This window comes from Nocardia sp. NPDC050718 (assembly GCF_040654235.1).
Classification (GTDB): domain Bacteria; phylum Actinomycetota; class Actinomycetes; order Mycobacteriales; family Mycobacteriaceae; genus Nocardia.
The window spans coordinates 112,949-131,826 of record NZ_JBFAHQ010000008.1 but is presented as its reverse complement, the minus strand read 5'-3'; the positions used below and the strand labels follow the sequence as shown (position 1 = coordinate 131,826).

The window sequence follows — 18,878 nt, the reverse complement described above, 5'->3', positions numbered from 1 at the left end:
GGAAATGTTGGTGCCCCGACAACTCGGGGGCGGGGTCAGGCCAGCCGGGGTTGGGCGCCGAGCAGGGAGTGGACGGCGGTGCGGCCGATGTCGAGGGCGCGGGTGAGCAGGTCGGTGTCGCGGGCCGCGCTGTCGATGGCGGGGGAGTCGGCGGGCGGGTGCACCTGGAGGACCCGGTCGCCGAGGCCGGCGAGGAAGTCGTCCTCGACGGCCTGCTGGCCGGGACGCTGGGACCACGCGCGGAAGGCTCCGGGGGCGATGGCGCGCATGTAGCCGCCGCCGACGATGCGGTGCAGCAGCGGCGCGGGCGGGCGGACCTCGTCGGTACGGCGGGTGCGCAGCACCAGCGCGTGCGTGGTGCCGGCGGCGACGGCGCTGCGGATCGGGACGGTCTCGGACAGGCCGCCGTCGAAGTAGCTGCGGCCGCCGAGGTCGACGGGGGGACCCGCCAGCAGGGGCAGGCCCGCGGAGGCCCGTAGCGCGGTCATCAGGGTGGTTTTGTCGACGATGTGGGGTCCGAGGTCCACCGACTGCCCGGTATGGACGTCGGTGGCGATCGGGTGGAACGTGGTGGGGTTGGCCAGGATGGCCGGGAAGTCCATCGGCTCGATGCCGTCGTAGACCTGGTGCACCAGGTAGCGCAGGTCGAACACCGGGCGGCCGCGGAAGATCCGCACCGGGTCGACCACGCGGCGCATGATCGTCGAATCGGTCCAGGACCGCATGCCCGTCGCCGCGCGCCCGCACAGCAGCCACGCGCCGTTGATCGCGCCCGCCGAGGTGCCGTACACGGCGTCGAACACCGCGGACAGGCCGAGCTCCTCGAGTGCCTGCACCATGCCGCTGGAGTAGACCCCGCGGCTGCCGCCGCCCTCGATCACCAGCGCGAGGCGATGGCCGTCGTCCCTGGTCCCGGCGTGCCTGCGGGACTGGATCACCTCGGCGACCGTGGCCGGACCCGGTGCCGCCGAGGGGTCCTGATCGATACGCGCAGTGCTGGTCACCCGATCCACGATACGACAGGTGCCCGGGGTCCGGCCTGGTCCGATGCTCGATCTTCGCCGCCCGTTCACCCGGATCGCGGTGCTCGTTCCCGCGGTGTCGGAAACGACGACGGGCGCCGGTCGTGATCGACCGGCGCCCGTCTCCGACTACCCGCTTACTTGATCTCCGCCAGGACGGTGCCCTGGGTGATCGCGGCGCCCGCCTCCACGGCGAGGCCGGTGACCACGCCCGCCTTGTGCGCGTTGACCGGGTTCTCCATCTTCATGGCCTCGAGCACCACGATCAGGTCGCCCGCCTCGACGGTCTGGCCCTCTTCGACCGCGACCTTGACGACGGTGCCCTGCATGGGCGCGGTGACCGCGTCACCGGAGGCCGCGCCGGCACCCGCGCCGCCACGCTTGCGCGCCTTCGGCTTCTTGCGGATGACACCGGCACCGTTACCGGCCGAACCGGCGGCGCCACCACCGAGGGTGAACTGACCGGGCAGCGACACCTCGACGCGACGGCCACCGACCTCGACGACGACCTTCTGCCGGGGCAGATCCTCGTCCTCGTCGTCGGCGGGAGCGCCGGCCGTGAACGGCTCGACGGTGTTCTTCCACTCGGTCTCGATCCACTTGGTGTAGACCTCGAACTTCTCGCCGTCACCGACGAAGGCCGGGTCCTCGACGATCGCGCGGTGGAACGGGATGACCGTCGCCAGGCCGTCGACCTGGAACTCGGCCAGGGCGCGACGGGCGCGCTGCAGCGCCTGGTCGCGGTTCTCGCCGGTGACGATCAGCTTGGCCAGCATCGAGTCGAACTGACCGCCGATGACGCTGCCCTCGACGACGCCGGAGTCCACGCGCACACCGGGGCCGGTGGGCTCGCGGTAGACGCTGACCGGGCCGGGGGCGGGCAGGAAGCCGCGACCGGCGTCCTCACCGTTGATCCGGAACTCGAAGGAGTGGCCACGCGGGGTGGGGTCTTCCTTGATCGAGAGCTCTTCGCCGTTGGCGATCGCGAACTGCTGACGCACCAGGTCGATGCCCGCGGTCTCCTCGGTGACCGGGTGCTCGACCTGCAGGCGGGTGTTCACCTCGAGGAAGGACACGGTCTCGCCCTGCACCAGGTACTCCACGGTGCCCGCGCCGTAGTAGCCCGCCTCGCGGCAGATGCGCTTGGCCGAGTCGTGGATCTTGGCGCGGACGTCGTCGGACAGGAACGGCGCGGGCGCCTCCTCGACGAGCTTCTGGAAGCGCCGCTGCAGCGAGCAGTCGCGGGTACCGGCGACGACCACGTTGCCGTGCTGGTCGGCGATGACCTGGGCCTCGACGTGGCGGGCCTTGTCCAGGTACTGCTCGACGAAGCACTCGCCGCGGCCGAAGGCGGCGATGGCCTCACGGGTCGCCGACTCGAACAGCTCGGGGATCTCCTCGATGGTGTGGGCGACCTTCATGCCGCGGCCACCGCCACCGAAGGCGGCCTTGATGGCCACCGGGACGCCGAACTCCTTGGCGAACGCGACGACCTCGTCGGCGTTCTTGACCGGGTCCTTGGTGCCCGCGGCCATCGGCGCGTTGGCGCGCTCGGCGATGTGGCGCGCGGTGACCTTGTCGCCCAGGTCGCGGATGGACTGCGGCGAGGGGCCGATCCAGATCAGCCCGGCGTCGAGGACGGCCTGGGCGAAGTCGGCGTTCTCGGAGAGGAAGCCGTATCCCGGGTGGATCGCGTCGGCACCGGACTTGGCGGCGGCGTCGAGGATCTTGTCGAACACGAGGTACGACTCGGCCGAGGTCTGACCGCCGAGGGCGAACGCCTCGTCGGCGAGCTTCACGAAGGGAGCGTCGGCATCGGGCTCGGCGTACACCGCGACGCTGGTGATCCCCGCGTCCTTGGCAGCCCGGATCACGCGGACCGCGATCTCGCCGCGGTTAGCTACGAGTACCTTCGTGATCCGTGCGCTGGCATGGCTGGGCACTGAGCCTCCTGTGTGCAATCTTTGGTCGCTTCGGGGGACGGGTCGCCGTGTAGGCCCCGTGCCCGGTATCGACAACTTTCGTCTCGGGCGAGTGTAGGCAGTCTGCCAATTGGACCCGAACTCGGCTAGCCCTACTGTCGAGTAGGTCGCAGGTCACAGTACTCGGCGCGCTGTGATGTGAACACGTTTCAATTGATCCGGTTCGCACTGCCCGGTTCGAGGCCCCGGCTGATCGGCAGCCGCACCGAATTGCCCCATTCGATCCAGGAGCCGTCGTAATTGCGCACCGACCTGCGGCCGAGCAGGAAGGTCAGGACGAACCAGGTGTGGCTGGACCGCTCGCCGACCCGGCTGTAGACGACCAGATCCTCGGCGGGCAGCGCGCCGTAGATCTCGTCCAGCTCGGTCCTGGACCGGAACCGGCCGTCGGTGGCGCAGGCGTGCGCCCACGGAATGTTCACCGCGGTCGGCACGTGTCCGCCGCGCAGCGTCGCGTACTCCTGGTCGAGCGGCTTGTCCTCGCCCTCGCCCGAGTACTCCTGGGCCGAGCGCACGTCGACCAGCGGGCTGCCCAGGCGGGTCAGCACCTCCTCGCGGAACGCGCGGGCGGCGGTGTCGTCGCGTTCGACGTCGGGGTAGTCGCTGGGCGCCGGGTAGGGCAGGTCGAAGGTGGTGTCGCGTTCCTCGGAGATCCAGGCGTCGCGGCCGCCGTCGAGCAGGCGGACGTCCTCGTGGCCGAAGAGGGTGAAGATCCAGGCGGTGTGCGCGGCCTGCGCGTTGTCGCGGTCGCCGTAGATCACGATGGTGTCGTCGCGCCGGATGCCCTTGGCGCGCATCAGCTCGGTGAACCGGGCGCCGTCGATGTAATCGCGGGTGACCGGGTCGCTCAGGTCGCCACGCCAATCGATTTTGACCGCGCCGGGCACATGGCCGATGTCATAGAGGAGGATGTCATCGTTCGACTCGATGATCTTCAAACCGGGTACACCGATGTTTGCGGACAGCCATTCTGTGGTTACCAATCGGTGCGGGACTGCGTAGGAACCGAAGGCGGGGTGCGGATCCGGGGCGACGGGCACGGTGTGGTCCTTCACGCGAGAGTATGGGCGGGTGCGACAGTGTGCTGTGGTCGTAGCCGATGGTATGTCTGTGTTGGCACATCACGAATCGACACAATGGTCGAATAAAGCGCAGAGCTGTCCGATAAAGTCTCTGGAGAGGAGGGGTGAGCTATGTCCGATTCTTGGCCGCGACGGCGACTGCTCGCGATCCTACGTGGCGCCACCGAGCCCCTCGACGCCCAGGAACTGGCCAGAATCACCGGACAGCATGTCACCACCGTCCGATTCCATCTCGATGTCCTCACCCGCGAATCCCTCGTCCGGCAGTTCCAGCAGCCGCCCCGCGGCCGTGGCCGTCCCCGCATCGGGTACCGCGCCGTGCAGCGCTCGGTGGGCTATCAGGAGCTCGCGCAGGTCCTCGCCGACCATCTCGGCCCCGATCCCGTCACCCGCTCGGCCGCCGCGGTAGCCGCCGGTCGCGCCTGGGGCGCCCGGATGGACATCGGCACGCACCCGGTGGAGACGCTGGCCGACGCCAGGGACATCACCATGTCGCTGATGTCGGAACTCGGCTTCGCGCCGGAGAAGGACCCGGTCGGCGAGACGGCCGAGCACGTGCAGATCAACCTCACCGCCTGCCCGCTGCGGGAACTGGCCCGCTCGCACGCCGAAGTGGTGTGCGGGGTGCACATGGGGCTCATGCGGGAGGTGCTCGAGCGCAACGGCGCGCGCGGACGGGTCGACGTGCAGCTGCACCCGTTCGTCGAGCCGGAACTGTGCACGGCCCGCCTGGAACTCACCCTCGGTGCGGAGAACTCCGCGCCGGAGCGGGCCGCCGGACCGGTCGCGACCGGGGAGAAGCCGGTGATCGCGCCGTCAGGCCCGCGCGTCCCGCCACAGCTGCGTGACACCGACGCCGACGTCTTCGAGCAGCCTGCGCAACAGCGGTAGGCCGATCCCGATCACGCTGGACGGATCGCCCTCGATCCGGTCGACGAACCAGCCGCCCAGCCCGTCGAGGGTGAACGCCCCCGCGACCTGTAGCGGCTCGCCCGTGGCGATGTAGGCGTCGAGCTCGTCGGGAGCCGGCTTGGCGAAATGCACCGTGGTGCTGCTGCACTCCGCCGACTCGGCGACGACGGCGCCGTCCCGCAGCCGCAGCACGCAGTGCCCGGTGATCAGATCGGCGCTGCGACCCGCCATGCCGGCCCAGCGGGCACGCGCCACCTCGGGCGTGTGCGGTTTGCCCTGCAGCTGCCCGTCGACGAGCAGCATGGAATCGCAGCCGACGACGACACAGTCGGCGGCGAATTCGGGAATCGACGCGGCGACGTCGACCGCCTTGGCGCGAGCCAGGGCGACGACGACATCGTGCGAGGAGGTGTCAGGGGGCAGCGCGGCCGAGACCGCGTCCTCGTCGACGTCCGAGACGCGCACGACGGGATCGATACCCGCCGTGCGCAGGATCCCGAGGCGGGCCGGGGACGCGGAGGCCAGAACCAGCCGGGTCACCGGTGCATCAGCGCAGGTGCGACAGCAGCGGGTACGCGTACGGCGAGAACGGGGACGTGCCCCGGTGCATCAGCGTCGCCCTGCCCCAGTTGTCGGTCGGGCCGGTGGCGCCGCCGGCGGGGGCGTTCGCGGCCGCCGCGCTCAGCACGGCCACCAGCGCCGCGATGTCCTCATCGGTCGGCGAGCCCTTCACGATGCGGAACATCGGCTCACCGAGGCTCTCCGCGGGCTCGACGGCAACCGCGCTTGCGGACAGTTCGACCTCGTCGACGAGTGGTTCGACGGCGAGCTCGAGCTCGGCGGCGGTCAACACGTCTTCTTCTGCCACAGTTGTCACAGTGCCAGATCCTTCCTGCCTCGTCCGGGAGATCTTCCCCGGTGGCGAAGCTGTGGTACTCCGATGTCCTACAGCGCGGTAGACGCGATCATTCCCGGTAGGGACGCGACGATCAATAGTTGCGTCATAGCAACAAGTGTGCGCGGCCTACCGGGGATATCGCGCTTTCAGAGCGGAATGTTGCCGTGTTTCTTCGGCGGCAGGGTCACCATCTTGCGCTCGAGCAGTCGCAGCGCCGACACGATCTGGCCACGGGTGTGCGAGGGCGGGATGACCGCGTCGACGTAGCCGCGCTCGGCCGCCACATACGGGTTCACGAGGGTGTCCTCGTACTCGTTCTGCAGCTCGAGGCGCAGAGCGTCCACGTCGGCGCCGTTCTTGGCGGCCTCGGACAGCTGCTTGCGGTAGACGAAGCCGACGGCGCCGGAGGCACCCATGACGGCGATCTGCGCGGTCGGCCACGCCAGGTTCACATCGGCGCCCATGTGCTTGGAACCCATGACGTCGTAGGCGCCGCCGTAGGCCTTGCGGGTGATGATCGTGATCTTGCCCACAGTGGCCTCGCCGTAGGCATAGAGCAGCTTGGCGCCGCGGCGGATGATGCCGTTGTACTCCTGGCCGGTGCCGGGCAGGAAGCCGGGGACATCGACCAGGGTGATGATCGGGATGTTGAAGGCGTCGCAGGTGCGCACGAAGCGCGCGGCCTTCTCCGAGGCGTCGATGTCGAGGCAGCCGGCGAACTGGGTCGGCTGGTTGGCGACGATGCCGACGCTGCGGCCGTCGACGCGACCGAAGCCGCAGATGATGTTCATCGCGCGCTCGGCCTGGACCTCGAGGAACTCGTCGTCGTCGAGCAGCCGGGTGATGACCTCGTGCATGTCGTACGGCTGGTTCGGCGAGTCCGGGATGATCGTGTCGAGCTCGAGGTCCTCGTCGGTGAGCGAGTCCTCGATCGCGCCGTTGATCGGGTCGCTCGGCGCGTGCCGGGGCGCCTCGGCGCGGTTGTTGCTCGGCAGGTAGCTGAGCAGGTCCTTGACGTAGTCGAGGGCGTCCTGCTCGCCGGAGGCCACGTAGTGGGCGACGCCGGACTTGGTCATGTGGGTGTGCGCGCCACCCAGGTCCTCCATGGTGACCTCTTCACCGGTGACGGTCTTGATCACGTCGGGGCCGGTGACGAACATCTGCGAGGTCTGGTCGACCATCACCACGAAGTCGGTGAGCGCGGGGGAGTACACGTGACCACCGGCGGCGGGGCCCATGATCAGCGAGATCTGCGGGATCACGCCGGAGGCCTGCACGTTGCGGTGGAAGATCTCGCCGTAGAGGCCGAGGGAGACGACGCCCTCCTGGATGCGCGCGCCCGCGCCCTCGTTGATGCCGACCAGCGGGCGGCCGGTCTTGATGGCCAGGTCCATGACCTTGACGATCTTCTCGCCGTACACCTCGCCGAGCGAGCCACCGAACACGGTGACGTCCTGCGAGAACAGGCACACGTCGCGGCCGTCGATGGTGCCGTAACCGGTCACCACGCCGTCGCCGAGCGGGCGGTTGTTCTCCAGGCCGAAGTTCACGCTGCGGTGCTTGGCGAGGGCGTCGAGCTCGACGAAGGAGCCCTCGTCGACCAGGGCGAGGATGCGCTCGCGGGCGGTCATCTTGCCCTTGGCGTGCACCTTGTCGACCGCGGCCTCACCCATCGGGTGTTGCGCTTCTTCCAGCCGATTCCGCAGGTCAGCCAGCTTCCCGGCGGTCGTGTGGATATCGGGGGTGCCCGCCGAATCCGATGCGGGCTGCTGCTGGACACTCGTCATGGGTTGCGAGTGTAACGAGTGACACCACGTCGCACTACGGCAGTCTCGCCTACCGGCCAGTACAGAAACCCCAGCTAGGTACGGTCACAATGTCGCCCCTACGCGGCCGAGTAGCGTTCCCGGAATGAACAGGGCACCGATCGACGCGCCACGTCTGCGCAGCTCTCTCGCCACCCCGGCACCGGCGTTCTACGACCGGATCGACGTGGTCGAATCGACCGGATCGACCAATGCCGACCTGGTGGCCCGTGCCGCGGATCCGGCCGTCGACCGGCAGGCGCTGCTGGCCGAGGAACAGGTGCGGGGCCGCGGCAGGCACGCCCGCACCTGGGTGAGCCCGCCGCGCGCGCAGATCTCGCTGTCGATCCTGGTGCGCCTGCCCGGCATCGACCCCGGCGCGCTGGGCTGGCTGCCCCTGCTGACCGGGATCGCGGTCGTCGACGCGGTGCGCGGCACGGCCGGGGTCGCGCCGGAACTGAAGTGGCCCAACGACGTTCTGCTCGACGGCCGCAAGCTCTCCGGCATCCTGGCCGAGGTGGCCGCGACCGGTGTCGCGCCCGCCGTGGTGGTCGGGATCGGTCTCAATGTCGACCTCGACGAGGCGGAACTGCCTGTCCCGCACGCGACGTCGCTGCGACTGGCCGGTGCCGCGAATCTCGACCGGACCGCGCTGGTCGCGGCGATCCTCACCGAGTTCGCCCGCCGCTTCACCGCGTGGGAGCGGGCCGGGTGGGCGAGCGACGAGCTCGCGGCGGCCTATCGGGAGCGCTGCGCCACCCTCGGCGTCGAAGTACGGGCCGAGCTGCCCGGCGGCAAGACCGTCACCGGGGTCGCGACCGGTATCGACGACACCGGTCGGCTGCTGATCGGCGCCGAGGCGGTCTCCGCGGGCGACGTGAGCCACCTGCGCGGCCAGTACTGAGGTGAGCGGTCCCGGCGGGCCGGGACCGCTCGGCCCCGATCAGCGCGCGGCGACGCTCGCGTTGCGCTCGGCCACCTCGCGCTCGCGCGCAAGCAGCCGGTCGCGCTGCTCCTCGAAGCGCAGCACGTCCTTCTCCAGCTTGTCGATGAACTGCGCCAGATCGTCGCGCGCCGCCTCGCCCGCCGCGCCGAAATCGGTGCGGTCGAAGATGTTCCACTGCTTGAGCACCGGCTGGACGACCTCGTCGAGGTGCTGGCGCAGGTCGTAGATGCCGTGCTTGGCCATCAGCACGCCGTTGCGCCGCCAGTTCGGCATGCCGGCGCCGGGCATCTGGAAGTTGGTGAGCACCTTGGTGATCGCGGGCATCGCCTGATCGGGGACCAGGTCCAGGGCCGCGCCGCAGAGGTTGCGGTAGAAGATCATGTGCAGGTTCTCGTCGGTGGCGACGCGGGCCAGCATGCGGTCGGCGACCGGGTCGTCGCAGACGCGGCCGGTGTTGCGGTGGCTGACCCGGGTGGCCAGCTCCTGGAAGGTCACGTACGCGACGTTGACCAGGAACCCGCCCCAGTTGTCCGGCGCGTGCGCGCCCTGGGTCATGTGGATCATCCTGGCCTCTTCCAGGGCGACCGGGTCGACGCCGCGGGTGACGACCAGATAGTCGCGGATCACGATGCCGTGCCGGTTCTCCTCGGCGGTCCAGCGACCGACCCAGGTGCCCCAGGCGCCGTCCTGGGAGAAGTTCTCGGCGATCTCCCGGTGGTAGGACGGCAGGTTGTCCTCGGTGAGCAGGTTGGTGATCATCGCCGCCTTGGCGACGTCGGAGAGCCTGGATTGTTCCGGCTCCCAATCGATTCCGCCCATCGCGGCGAAATTGCGGCCTTCCTCCCACGGGACGTAATCGTGCGGATTCCAGTCCTTGGCGATCGAGAGGTGCCGGTTGAGATTCTGTTCGGCCACCGGTTCCAGGGCCGTCAGGATTTCGAGCTGAGTCAGAGCTTTGGTCACGCGTGCCTCCACTGTCGGGTGTCGAGCAAGCAGATATGGGCAAAACCTGGCATCTAGCGTGGAAGCCACAGTATCGCCTCGGCCGTGGCATCGGGAAATGCGGCGTCCCAACGGGGTATCGTTCGGCCATGGGGTACCCGGAGGACGTTCTCGCGCCCGACGAACAGCTGATCCTGCACCGCCATCCGCACTGGAAGATGCTGGTGTGGCCGGTCGTCACACTCATCGCCGGAACCGCTGTCGCCGGCTTTCTCGGCGGCCTCGCCTGGCGCAACACCGAGGGGCACGTGCGCACCGTGTTGCTGCTGCTCATCGGGCTGATCTGGCTCGGGCTGATCCTGTGGCGCTGCGTCGGCAAGGTGATCGCCTGGAAGTCCACCCATTTCATCATCACCGACCGCCGGGTGCTGGTCCGCCAAGGCGTGCTCACCCACACTGGCATCGATATCCCGCTCAGCCGCATCTCCAGCGTGCAGTTCCAGCACGGGGTGTTCGACCGGATGCTCGGTACCGGCACGCTGATCATCGGCTCGTCGTCGGAGGAACCGCTCGAATACGACGACATCCCCCAGGTGCAGCAGGTGCACGCGCTGCTCTACCACGAGGTCTTCGAGGCGGGCAGCAGCCGCCGTGACCAGACCTGGGGCGGTTATCGGTGAGCTCCCGGCCCACCGGGACCGGTATCCGTAATCTGAGCACATGACCGCCGTACTGCTCGCCGAAGACGATGAGGCGATCGCCGCGCCGCTGTCCCGCGCCCTCGGCCGCGAGGGCTACACCGTCACCGTCGAACGGTTCGGTCCCGCGGTGCTGCGCCGCGCCCTCGAGGGCGATCACGATCTGCTGATCCTCGACCTCGGCCTGCCCGGCATGGACGGGCTGGAGGTGTGCAGGCAGGTCAGGGCCAGCGGCGCCGACCTGGCGGTGCTCATGCTCACCGCGCGGACCGACGAGGTCGACTTCGTCGTCGGGCTGGACGCGGGCGCCGACGACTACGTCGGCAAGCCGTTCCGGCTGGCCGAGCTGCTGGCCCGGGTGCGCGCCCTGCTGCGGCGCAGCGGCATCGGTGACGACGCGGTGGAGGTCGGCGGGATCCGGCTGGAACCGGCCGCGCGCCGGGTGCTGGTCAACGGCGCCGAGGTGAACCTGGCCAACAAGGAGTACGAGCTGCTCAAGGTGCTCATCGACCGGGCCGGGCAGGTGGTGCCGCGCGAGACCATCCTGCGCGAGGTCTGGGGTGACGCCGACCTGCGCGGGTCCAAGACCCTGGACATGCACATGTCCTGGTTGCGCCGCAAGATCGGCGACGAGGGCCCGATGGCCGAGCGTCGCATCGTCACGGTGCGCGGTGTCGGGTTCCGGCTCAACACCGACGGGCCGTCGAGCGCGGGCCGAGGCTGATCAGGGCCGTGCGCCGCCGCATCCTGCGCTCGATCCTGACCGTGCTGACCATCACCACGGTGGTGCTCGGCGTTCCGCTGATCTACACGGCCTGGCTCTGGGTCGAGGACATCACCCGCAACGACCTGCAGAGCCGCCTGGACCGGGTCGCCGCCGAGGTGATCGCCCAGGAGCGCGGCGACGGCACCGTGCACGACGGCCTGGACGTGCGCGCCATGCGGGCGCTGGTGCCCGAGGGCGGCAAGCTGACGATTGTCTACCCGACGCCGCTCGACAATGCCGCGCGCACCGATATCGGTGTCGACCACGTCGACGATCCGCTCGTCGAGTCGCTGTCGATGGGTACCTCCGGGTCACTGCGGCTCGAGGTCCCCGCCGGGCCCATGCACGCCCGGCAGGAGCAGGCGGTGGCCGCGGTCGCGCTGGCCGTGCTCGCCTCGCTCGGCGCCGCGTTCTCGGTCGCGGTGGTGACCGCGCGCCGGGTCGCCGACCCGCTGCGCGACGTGGCCGCCCGCGCCGCCCGGCTGGCCATGGGCGACTTCCGCCCCGACCCGCGCAGGCACGGCATCGCCGAGCTGGACCGCGTCTCCGACGTGCTCGATTCGGCGACCGTCGAGATCGCGGGCAGGCTGCAGCGCGAGCACGCGCTGGTCGCCGACGTCTCCCATCAGCTGCGCAGCCGCCTGACCGCGGTGCGCCTGCGCCTGGACGAGCTGTCCACCCACGCCGACCCCGAGGTGGTGCACGAGGCCGAGGAGGCGATGGCGCAGGTCGACCGGCTCACCGAGGCCATCGACGACCTGGTCCGGGCCTCCCGCGACGAGGACGCCGCCGACCGCGATCCGGTCCCGGTGATGGCCGAGCTGCGCGGAGTCATGGCCGAATGGGCCCGCCCGTTCACCGAGGAGGGCCGCGAACTGCGCCTGATCGGCGACGAGTCCCTGCGCGCCCCGATCACCGGCTCCCGGCTGCGCGAGGCCGTCGCGGTGCTGGTCGACAACGCCCTGATGCACGGCGGCGGCACCTGCACGGTGTCGGTGCGCACGGTGCCGACGATGAGCTCGCGCGATCCGCTGATCTGCGTGGAGGTGGCCGACGAGGGCGAGGGCGTGCGCGACGAGCTCGCGCCGCACATCTTCGACCGCGGCTTCTCGGCCGGTGGCTCGACCGGTGTCGGCCTGGCGCTGGCGCGGGCACTGGTGGAGGCCGACGGTGGCCGGCTGGAACTCCAGCGACGCCGCCCGGCCCTGTTCGCGGTGTTCCTCGGCTCGAAGGTCAACCGGTCGCCGAACGCGACCCTCACCGAGCCGCGCTGACTCAGCTGCGGCCGAGCGGTTCCTGTTCCTCTTCGATGAGGTCCTCGAGCTCGGCGACGATCTCGTTCATCTCGTCCGGGAAGACCCAGCGGCGCATCGCCCAGAACCGGAACGCCATCTGCAGCAGGTTGCCGATGATGAACGCGCTGACGAAGTCGGCGACGTTCTCGACGAGGAAACTCACATCGGGCTGGCGCAGATCGAGGACGTAACTCGAGATCCACAGGGGAATGTTGCTCAGGATGACGCCGATGCCGCTGACACCGAAGAACAGCAACGCCTCGTGATGCTTCTCTCGGCCGCCGCGATTCTTGAACGACCATTCCCGGTTGAGAACGTAGGACGCGATCACTGCCACGACCCCGGAGATGATCTTGGCGGTGACCGGTTTCTCGGCCAGAACCGTCCATTTCAGGAGGTAGAACAGGCCGCTGTCGATCACGAACGTGGTGGCACCGACGATGGCGAACTTGATCAGCTCTTGATGCCGGAACGCTAGCTCGCGCAGGCGCGGGGGAAGGACGCTGACCACGTCGTCGACGATTGACACGAGTTCCGAGTGTACCGGTAGCAAAGATTCGCTTTCGACATGACAACATTGCACGACGTGAGTGCACGTTCGTTCGATCCGTCCGCCATGCCCACCGTCACGATGGTCGGTGGTGGCCAGCTCGCGCGCATGACGCATCAGGCCGCCGTCGCCCTCGGCCAGCGTCTCCGGGTGCTCGCCGAGCGCCCGGAGGACCCTGCCGCGCAGGTGACCCCCGACGTCGTCCTCGGCAGCCACGACGATCTGTCCGCCCTGCGCAAGGCCGCGGTCGGGTCGCACGCGCTGACCTTCGATCACGAGCACGTGCCGACGGCACACCTCGAGATCCTGGTCGCCGAGGGCGTCAACGTGGCCCCGCCGCCGCAGGCGCTGATCTTCGCCCAGGACAAGCTGGCCATGCGGACCAAGCTGTCCGAACTCGGGCTACCGGTGCCCGCGTTCACCGAGGTCACCGCCCCCGCCGACGCGATCGCCTTCGGTGACGAGCACGGCTGGCCGTTCGTCCTCAAGGCCGTGCGCGGCGGCTACGACGGCCGTGGCGTGTGGATGCCCGCCGACGCGGCCGAGGCCGAGCGGCTGGTCACCGACCAGCTCGCGCACGGCGTGCAGTTGCTCGCCGAGGCGAAGGTCGACCTGAAGCGGGAGCTGTCGGCCATGGTCGCGCGGTCGCCGTTCGGTCAGGCCGCGACCTGGCCGGTGGTGGAGACCGTGCAGCGCAACGGTCAGTGCGCCGTCGTGATCGCGCCCGCCCCCGACCTGCCCGAGGATCTGGGCGCCCAGGCGGAGACGATGGCGCTGGAGCTGGCCGCCGGCCTCGGCGTCGTCGGCGTGATGGCCGTCGAGCTGTTCGAGACCCACGACGGCGCGCTGCTCGTCAACGAGCTCGCGATGCGTCCGCACAACTCCGGCCACTGGGGCATGGACGGCGCCCGCACCGGCCAGTTCGAGCAGCACCTGCGCGCGGTCCTGGACTACCCGCTCGGCGACACCACCCCGCTCGCCCCGGTGACGGTGATGGCCAACATCCTGGGCGCCCCCGAGGCGCCCGAGATGCCGATGGACGAGCGCCTGCACCACCTGTTCGCCCGCCTGCCCGAGGCGAAGGTCCACCTCTACGGCAAGGGCGAACGCCCCGACCGCAAGATCGGCCACATCAACATCCTCGGCGAGGATGTCACCGAGGTCCGCGAGAAGGCCGAACGCGCAGCCCACTGGATGTCACACGCCGTCTGGACCGACGGCTGGGACCCCCACGGCGCCTGAACACCCACCCCAAACCCCGACCCCCCAACGTGACCACCACGTTTTCGGCCGCCTCGCCGCCGAGGGGCGAGACGTAACGCCGAAGGCGCAGTATCGCCCCTCGGCGGCGAGGTCACGAGGCCGAAAACCCGCGGCGCCAGCCGCCATGAACCCAGGAGCGCACGTGAGCAACATCGGTCCCCAGGTCGGCTTGATCATGGGCAGCGATTCCGACTGGCCGACGATGGAGGCCGCCGCCGAGGCGCTGGCCGAGTTCGGCATCCGTTTCGAGGTGGGCGTGGTGTCCGCGCACCGCACCCCGCAGCGCATGCTCGACTACGCGCGTGACGCCGCGGGCCGTGGCCTGCAGGTGATCATCGCGGGCGCGGGCGGCGCCGCCCATCTGCCCGGCATGGTCGCCTCGGCCACCGCGCTGCCGGTGATCGGCGTTCCGGTGCCGCTGAAGTATCTCGACGGCATGGACTCGCTGCTGTCGATCGTGCAGATGCCCGCGGGCGTCCCGGTCGCCACCGTCTCCATCGGCGGTGCCCGCAATGCCGGTCTGCTGGCCGTGCGCATCCTGGCCGCCCATGATCCCGCCCTGCGCGCCCGGATGGAGCAGTTCCAGGCGGGACTCGAGCAGATGGTCCTCGACAAGGACGAGGCGCTGCGCACCAAGCTGCTGGGCTAGCCCTGGCGTGCCGCGGTCAGCGCGGTCGCCGGGTTGGCCGCCGCGTAGCGCTTCGCCCAGGGGTAATCCGCCTTGCCGCTGGGCTGGCGCCGGATCTCGTCCACGATCCAGAAGGTGCGTGGCACTTTGTATCCCGCGATCTTGGTGCGAACGTGGGCGTCCAGGGCCGCCACATCGACCGTCGCGCCGGCGCGCGGCTGCACGAGGGCGGCCACCGCCGCGCCGAACCGCTCGTCCGGCACGCCGATGACCAGCGCGTCGACGATCTCGGGGGCCGACTTCAGCGCGCCCTCGACCTCCTCGGGGAACACCTTCTCCCCGCCGGTATTGACGCATTCCGAACCGCGTCCCAGCAGGGTGACCATGCCGTCGGCCTCGTAACGCGCGTAGTCGCCGGGCACGACATGGCGCACCCCGTCGATCTCCACGAAGATCGTCGCGCTCTTTCCCGGGTCCTTGTAGTAACCCAGCGGCACCGGCCCGCTGCGGGCCATCCGGCCGACGGCTCCGGGCACCGGGGCGACCGGGGCGCCGTCGTCGTCGATCAGCACGGCCTGCGTGCTGAAGCGCACGCGCGGCCCCACCGAATGATCGGTGTCCGCGCTGAGCTGGCCGATCCCGGTCAGCCCGCTCTCCGAGGCGCCAACGGTGTCGGTGATGATCAGGGTCGGGAACGCCTCGACGTAGCGGGCCTTGAGCGACTGGGAGAACAGCGCCGCGCTGCTGTTCATGGTGAGCAGCGACGACACGTCGTAGTCGCCCGCCAGGTAGGCCTCCAGCAGCGGACGGGCCATCGCGTCGCCCGCGATCTGGAGCATGTGGACCCGGTGCCGCTCGACGGCGCGCCAGATGTCGTCGGGGTCGAACCGCGGCGCGAGCACGAGGGTGCCGCCGGAGTTCAGGGCGATGAACGCCGTCCACTGCGCCGCACCGTGGATCAGCGGCGCGACCGGCAGCCAGGTCATCACGTAGTCGGTGGCCGCGGCCTGGTTCGCGAATTGGTATTCGTCGGCGATGTACTCGCCGGTGAGGTGCTGGATGCCGCCGCCCTGTGCCCGCCAGACGTCCTCGTGGCGCCACATCACGCCCTTCGGATATCCGGTGGTGCCGCCCGTGTAGAGGACGTAGCGGTCCTCGGCGCCGCGTTCGCCGAAATCGCGGGCGGGCGAGTGGGCCGCCAGCGCGGCCTCGTATTCGACACCGCCGTAGCGGGCGTAGTCCGCGTCCGATCCGTCCTCGACGACGATCGCGTGCGCGAGCTTCGGGAGCCGGGGCGCGACCTCGGCGACGATGTCGGCGTATCCGCGCTCGTGGATCAGCGCGACCAGGTCGGCGTTGTCGGCGAGATACCGGACTTCGTCGGCCACATAGCGATAGTTCACGTTCACCGGCACCGCGCGCAGTTTGAAGGCCGCGTACATGGCCTCCACCGCCTCGATCGAGTTCCGTGCGTACACGCCGACGTGGTCGTCCTTGCCGACGCCGCGGGCCGCCAGGTGATGCGCCAAGCGGTTGGCTCGATCGTCGAGCTCCCGATAGGTGACCCGGCGTTCGCCGCAGATGATCGCGGTGCGGTCGGGCACGGCGTCGACGGCGTGTTCGAAGAGGTCGGCGAGATTGAAAGCCATGCAGCACAAGGTAGAACGAGTATCAGTTGTCGGCAATAGACCGCGCTGGGAGCTGGGTTCCCTCACTTGCGTTGCGCCGGAACGTGTTCTACTGAGGTGCGCCGACCGCACCGGGGCGGGCACGGGCGCACCTGGTGACCACGGATCCGGCGGTTCCCTCCGCCGGAACAACCGGCGTCATCGGCCGTCGTGGCCGGTGACTACGGTGGTCGGGTGGCACACGACGATGCGGCGCAGTTCCGGCTCACGGTGGTGGATCAGGCGTTGCGGTTGTTCGCCGAGCGGGGGTACGAGGCGACGACGGTGGACGAGATCGCGGTGGCGGCGGGCATCTCCCGCCGGACCTTCTTCCGGCAGTTCCGGTCCAAGGAGGACGTGATCTTCGCCGATCACGAGTTCCAGCTGGCCCTGGCCGAGGAGTCGTTGCGGCGGGCCGAGGGCGACCCGTGGGAGGCGGTGTGCGAGGCCGTGATCGGGGTGTTCGAGCGGTTCACCCAGTGGCGCGATATCGCCGCGCGCCGGTATCAGGTGGTGCGGCGGGTGCCCGCGCTGCGCGAGCGCGAGATCGTGACGGTGTTCCGGTACGAGCGCCTGTTCACCGATTACCTGCGCGAGCAGCTGCCCGATGTGCCGGACCTGGTCCGGGTGCAGTTCACCGCCGCGGTGACCGCGACGCACAACTATCTGCTGCGCCGGATGGTGCGCGGCGAGTCCGCGGCCGCGGTCGCCGATCTGCGCACCGAACTGGCCATGATCCCGCGCGGCAGGCGCGAGCAGTCGCCGCGCGAGGAGCTGGTCGTCGCGGTCTTCCCGCGGGACATGCCGCCGCGCAAGGTGGCGGACCTGATCACCGCCCAGCTCGGTAACCTGTGAGCGCCGCTCCGGCGGCTACAGCTTGAGGTGACACTGAGTGCCACCGGTATATCCCCATGTGGGGGTAGAGTGCCGGGCGTATAATCAAGTCCGATTGGCACTCGGTGCCGATGCAGGACGCGCTGTCGACCGCAGCGATCACCACCACGACCAGGAGAGTGCCCGATGGCGGGAAACCCGGATTTCAACCTGTTCCAGCTCGAGGACTTCCACGATGAGCTCCGTGGCGCCATCCGTGGCCTCGCCGAGAAGGAGATCGCGCCCTACGCCAAGGACGTCGACGGCAACGCCCGCTTCCCCGAGGAGGCGCTGACCGCCCTCAACGCCGCCGGCTTCAACGCCGTGCACGTGCCCGAGGCCTACGGCGGCCAGGGCGCCGACTCGGTCGCCACCTGCATCGTGATCGAGGAAGTCGCCCGCGTCTGCGGTTCGTCCTCGCTGATCCCCGCCGTCAACAAGCTCGGCACCATGGGCCTGATCCTCAACGGCTCCGAGGAGCTGAAGCAGAAGGTCCTCGCCGACCTGGTGAACGGCAAGATGGCCTCCTACGCGCTGTCCGAGCGGGAGGCCGGCTCCGACGCCGCCTCGATGCGCACCCGCGCCAAGGCCGACGGTGACGACTGGATCATCAACGGCTCCAAGTGCTGGATCACCAACGGTGGCAAGTCCGAGTGGTACACCGTGATGGCGGTGACCGACGCCGAGAAGGGTGCCAACGGCATCTCCTCGTTCATGGTCCACAAGGACGACGAGGGCTTCGTCGTCGGCCCGCTCGAGCACAAGCTGGGCATCAAGGGTTCGCCCACCGCCGAGCTGTACTTCGAGAACTGCCGCGTCCCCGGCGACCGCATCATCGGCGAGCCCGGCACCGGCTTCAAGACCGCGCTGCAGACCCTCGACCACACCCGCCCGACCATCGGCGCGCAGGCCGTCGGCCTGGCCCAGGGCGCGCTCGACGCCGCGATCGCCTACACCAAGGATCGCAAGCAGTTCGGCAAGACCATCGCCAGCTTCCAGAACACCGAGTTCATGCTGGCCGACATGGCGATGAAGATCGAGGCCGCCCGCCTGATGGTCTACACCTCGGCCGCCCGCGCCGAGCGTGGCGAGAAGAACCTCGGCTTCATCTCCGCCGCCGCCAAGTGCTTCGCCTCCGACGTGGCCATGGAGGTCACCACCAACGCCGTCCAGCTCTTCGGTGGCGCCGGCTACACCACCGACTTCCCGGTCGAGCGCATGATGCGCGACGCCAAGATCACCCAGATCTACGAGGGCACCAACCAGATCCAGCGTCTTGTGATGGCGCGCCAGATCCTGCGCTGATCGCGGCGCACCAGCGCGACACCCCCGTGGCCCCCGGCGAATCCCGCCGGGGGCCACGGCTGTTCCCGGGTGCGGGTGATTTCGCGGGCGTTATCTCGATAGTCGCTGCGTAGCGGCCGATTGACGATCGAATTGTGCCTTTTGATTAAGAGGAGAACGGGCCGAGAAATTCAACCGACATCAGAGGGTTATTTATTCGTGCCCTGAGAGCGAATCGTTTCGCTGTCTCCGTGCAATATACCAG

Annotated in this window: 18 protein-coding genes; 9 read left to right on the top strand and 9 right to left on the bottom strand. The window is 69.5% G+C overall.

Annotation, left to right across the window (positions count from 1 at the left end; genetic code table 11):
- Nucleotides 1-35 precede the first annotated feature (35 nt).
- From AB0H54_RS29085 to AB0H54_RS29075, 3 genes are all read right to left on the bottom strand, one after another.
- Nucleotides 36-1,004 carry a patatin family protein gene (locus AB0H54_RS29085; protein WP_355271675.1) on the bottom strand — a complete coding sequence of 323 codons (969 nt, stop codon included), beginning with the start codon at nucleotides 1,002-1,004 and terminating at the stop codon, nucleotides 36-38.
- A 155-nt stretch (nucleotides 1,005-1,159) separates the two neighbouring features.
- The gene (locus tag AB0H54_RS29080; protein ID WP_357349617.1) at nucleotides 1,160-2,965 is read right to left on the bottom strand and encodes an acetyl/propionyl/methylcrotonyl-CoA carboxylase subunit alpha; all 1,806 of its coding nucleotides are present in this window, start codon (nucleotides 2,963-2,965) and stop codon (nucleotides 1,160-1,162) included.
- Nucleotides 2,966-3,153: 188 nt separating this feature from the next.
- Nucleotides 3,154-4,044: a sulfurtransferase gene (locus AB0H54_RS29075; protein ID WP_357349615.1), complete on the bottom strand. Its 891-nt coding sequence runs from the start codon at nucleotides 4,042-4,044 to the stop codon at nucleotides 3,154-3,156.
- Between the two features lie 153 nt (nucleotides 4,045-4,197).
- Here AB0H54_RS29075 and AB0H54_RS29070 point away from each other — a divergent pair, with 153 nt between their 5' ends.
- On the top strand, nucleotides 4,198-4,977 hold the full coding sequence (locus tag AB0H54_RS29070) for a transcriptional regulator (RefSeq protein WP_357349613.1): 780 nt from the start codon (nucleotides 4,198-4,200) through the stop codon (nucleotides 4,975-4,977).
- Here the strand turns inward: AB0H54_RS29070 and AB0H54_RS29065 are convergent.
- The 3 genes from AB0H54_RS29065 to AB0H54_RS29055 form a co-directional block, all read right to left on the bottom strand.
- A complete protein-coding gene (locus AB0H54_RS29065) occupies nucleotides 4,903-5,538 on the bottom strand; it encodes a nucleoside triphosphate pyrophosphatase (RefSeq protein ID WP_357349612.1) in 636 nt (211 codons plus the stop codon). The two genes, AB0H54_RS29070 and AB0H54_RS29065, sit on opposite strands and share 75 nt — an antisense overlap.
- A gap of 7 nt (nucleotides 5,539-5,545) precedes the next feature.
- A complete protein-coding gene (locus tag AB0H54_RS29060) occupies nucleotides 5,546-5,875 on the bottom strand; it encodes an acyl-CoA carboxylase epsilon subunit (protein WP_355271681.1) in 330 nt (109 codons plus the stop codon).
- Nucleotides 5,876-6,042: 167 nt separating this feature from the next.
- The gene (locus AB0H54_RS29055; RefSeq protein ID WP_355271683.1) at nucleotides 6,043-7,683 is read right to left on the bottom strand and encodes an acyl-CoA carboxylase subunit beta; all 1,641 of its coding nucleotides are present in this window, start codon (nucleotides 7,681-7,683) and stop codon (nucleotides 6,043-6,045) included.
- A 124-nt stretch (nucleotides 7,684-7,807) separates the two neighbouring features.
- Here AB0H54_RS29055 and AB0H54_RS29050 point away from each other — a divergent pair, with 124 nt between their 5' ends.
- Nucleotides 7,808-8,605 carry a biotin--[acetyl-CoA-carboxylase] ligase gene (locus AB0H54_RS29050; protein ID WP_355271685.1) on the top strand — a complete coding sequence of 266 codons (798 nt, stop codon included), beginning with the start codon at nucleotides 7,808-7,810 and terminating at the stop codon, nucleotides 8,603-8,605.
- A 39-nt stretch (nucleotides 8,606-8,644) separates the two neighbouring features.
- On the opposite strand, the gene AB0H54_RS29045 is transcribed toward AB0H54_RS29050, so the two are convergent.
- Nucleotides 8,645-9,610: an acyl-ACP desaturase gene (locus AB0H54_RS29045; protein ID WP_355271687.1), complete on the bottom strand. Its 966-nt coding sequence runs from the start codon at nucleotides 9,608-9,610 to the stop codon at nucleotides 8,645-8,647.
- A 128-nt stretch (nucleotides 9,611-9,738) separates the two neighbouring features.
- On the opposite strand from AB0H54_RS29045, the gene AB0H54_RS29040 reads away from it, so the two are divergent.
- From AB0H54_RS29040 to AB0H54_RS29030, 3 genes are read left to right on the top strand one after another with little or no spacing between them, the layout of a single operon-like run.
- Nucleotides 9,739-10,269: a PH domain-containing protein gene (locus tag AB0H54_RS29040; protein WP_355271689.1), complete on the top strand. Its 531-nt coding sequence runs from the start codon at nucleotides 9,739-9,741 to the stop codon at nucleotides 10,267-10,269.
- A 40-nt stretch (nucleotides 10,270-10,309) separates the two neighbouring features.
- On the top strand, nucleotides 10,310-11,011 hold the full coding sequence (locus AB0H54_RS29035) for a response regulator transcription factor (RefSeq protein WP_019045310.1): 702 nt from the start codon (nucleotides 10,310-10,312) through the stop codon (nucleotides 11,009-11,011).
- A gap of 8 nt (nucleotides 11,012-11,019) precedes the next feature.
- Complete coding sequence (locus tag AB0H54_RS29030; RefSeq protein ID WP_357349608.1) at nucleotides 11,020-12,327, top strand: HAMP domain-containing sensor histidine kinase; 1,308 nt, start codon at nucleotides 11,020-11,022, stop codon at nucleotides 12,325-12,327.
- Between the two features lies 1 nt (nucleotide 12,328).
- On the opposite strand, the gene AB0H54_RS29025 is transcribed toward AB0H54_RS29030, so the two are convergent.
- On the bottom strand, nucleotides 12,329-12,877 hold the full coding sequence (locus AB0H54_RS29025; RefSeq protein WP_357349606.1) for a GtrA family protein: 549 nt from the start codon (nucleotides 12,875-12,877) through the stop codon (nucleotides 12,329-12,331).
- Between the two features lie 39 nt (nucleotides 12,878-12,916).
- On the opposite strand from AB0H54_RS29025, the gene AB0H54_RS29020 reads away from it, so the two are divergent.
- Both AB0H54_RS29020 and purE read left to right on the top strand, forming a co-directional pair.
- Complete coding sequence (locus tag AB0H54_RS29020) at nucleotides 12,917-14,140, top strand: 5-(carboxyamino)imidazole ribonucleotide synthase (protein WP_355271695.1); 1,224 nt, start codon at nucleotides 12,917-12,919, stop codon at nucleotides 14,138-14,140.
- A 163-nt stretch (nucleotides 14,141-14,303) separates the two neighbouring features.
- The gene (gene purE, locus AB0H54_RS29015) at nucleotides 14,304-14,810 is read left to right on the top strand and encodes a 5-(carboxyamino)imidazole ribonucleotide mutase (protein ID WP_357349603.1); all 507 of its coding nucleotides are present in this window, start codon (nucleotides 14,304-14,306) and stop codon (nucleotides 14,808-14,810) included.
- Here the strand turns inward: purE and AB0H54_RS29010 are convergent.
- Nucleotides 14,807-16,438, bottom strand: a complete 1,632-nt coding sequence (locus AB0H54_RS29010; protein WP_357349601.1) for an acyl-CoA synthetase — start codon at nucleotides 16,436-16,438, stop codon at nucleotides 14,807-14,809. The genes purE and AB0H54_RS29010 overlap by 4 nt on opposite strands.
- Nucleotides 16,439-16,651: 213 nt before the next feature.
- Between AB0H54_RS29010 and AB0H54_RS29005 the strand changes: the two genes are divergently transcribed.
- Together AB0H54_RS29005 and AB0H54_RS29000 are read left to right on the top strand one after the other, a co-directional pair.
- Nucleotides 16,652-17,311: a TetR family transcriptional regulator gene (locus tag AB0H54_RS29005; RefSeq protein ID WP_355271700.1), complete on the top strand. Its 660-nt coding sequence runs from the start codon at nucleotides 16,652-16,654 to the stop codon at nucleotides 17,309-17,311.
- Nucleotides 17,312-17,476: 165 nt separating this feature from the next.
- Nucleotides 17,477-18,634 carry an acyl-CoA dehydrogenase gene (locus AB0H54_RS29000; protein ID WP_357349599.1) on the top strand — a complete coding sequence of 386 codons (1,158 nt, stop codon included), beginning with the start codon at nucleotides 17,477-17,479 and terminating at the stop codon, nucleotides 18,632-18,634.
- Nucleotides 18,635-18,878 lie beyond the last annotated feature (244 nt).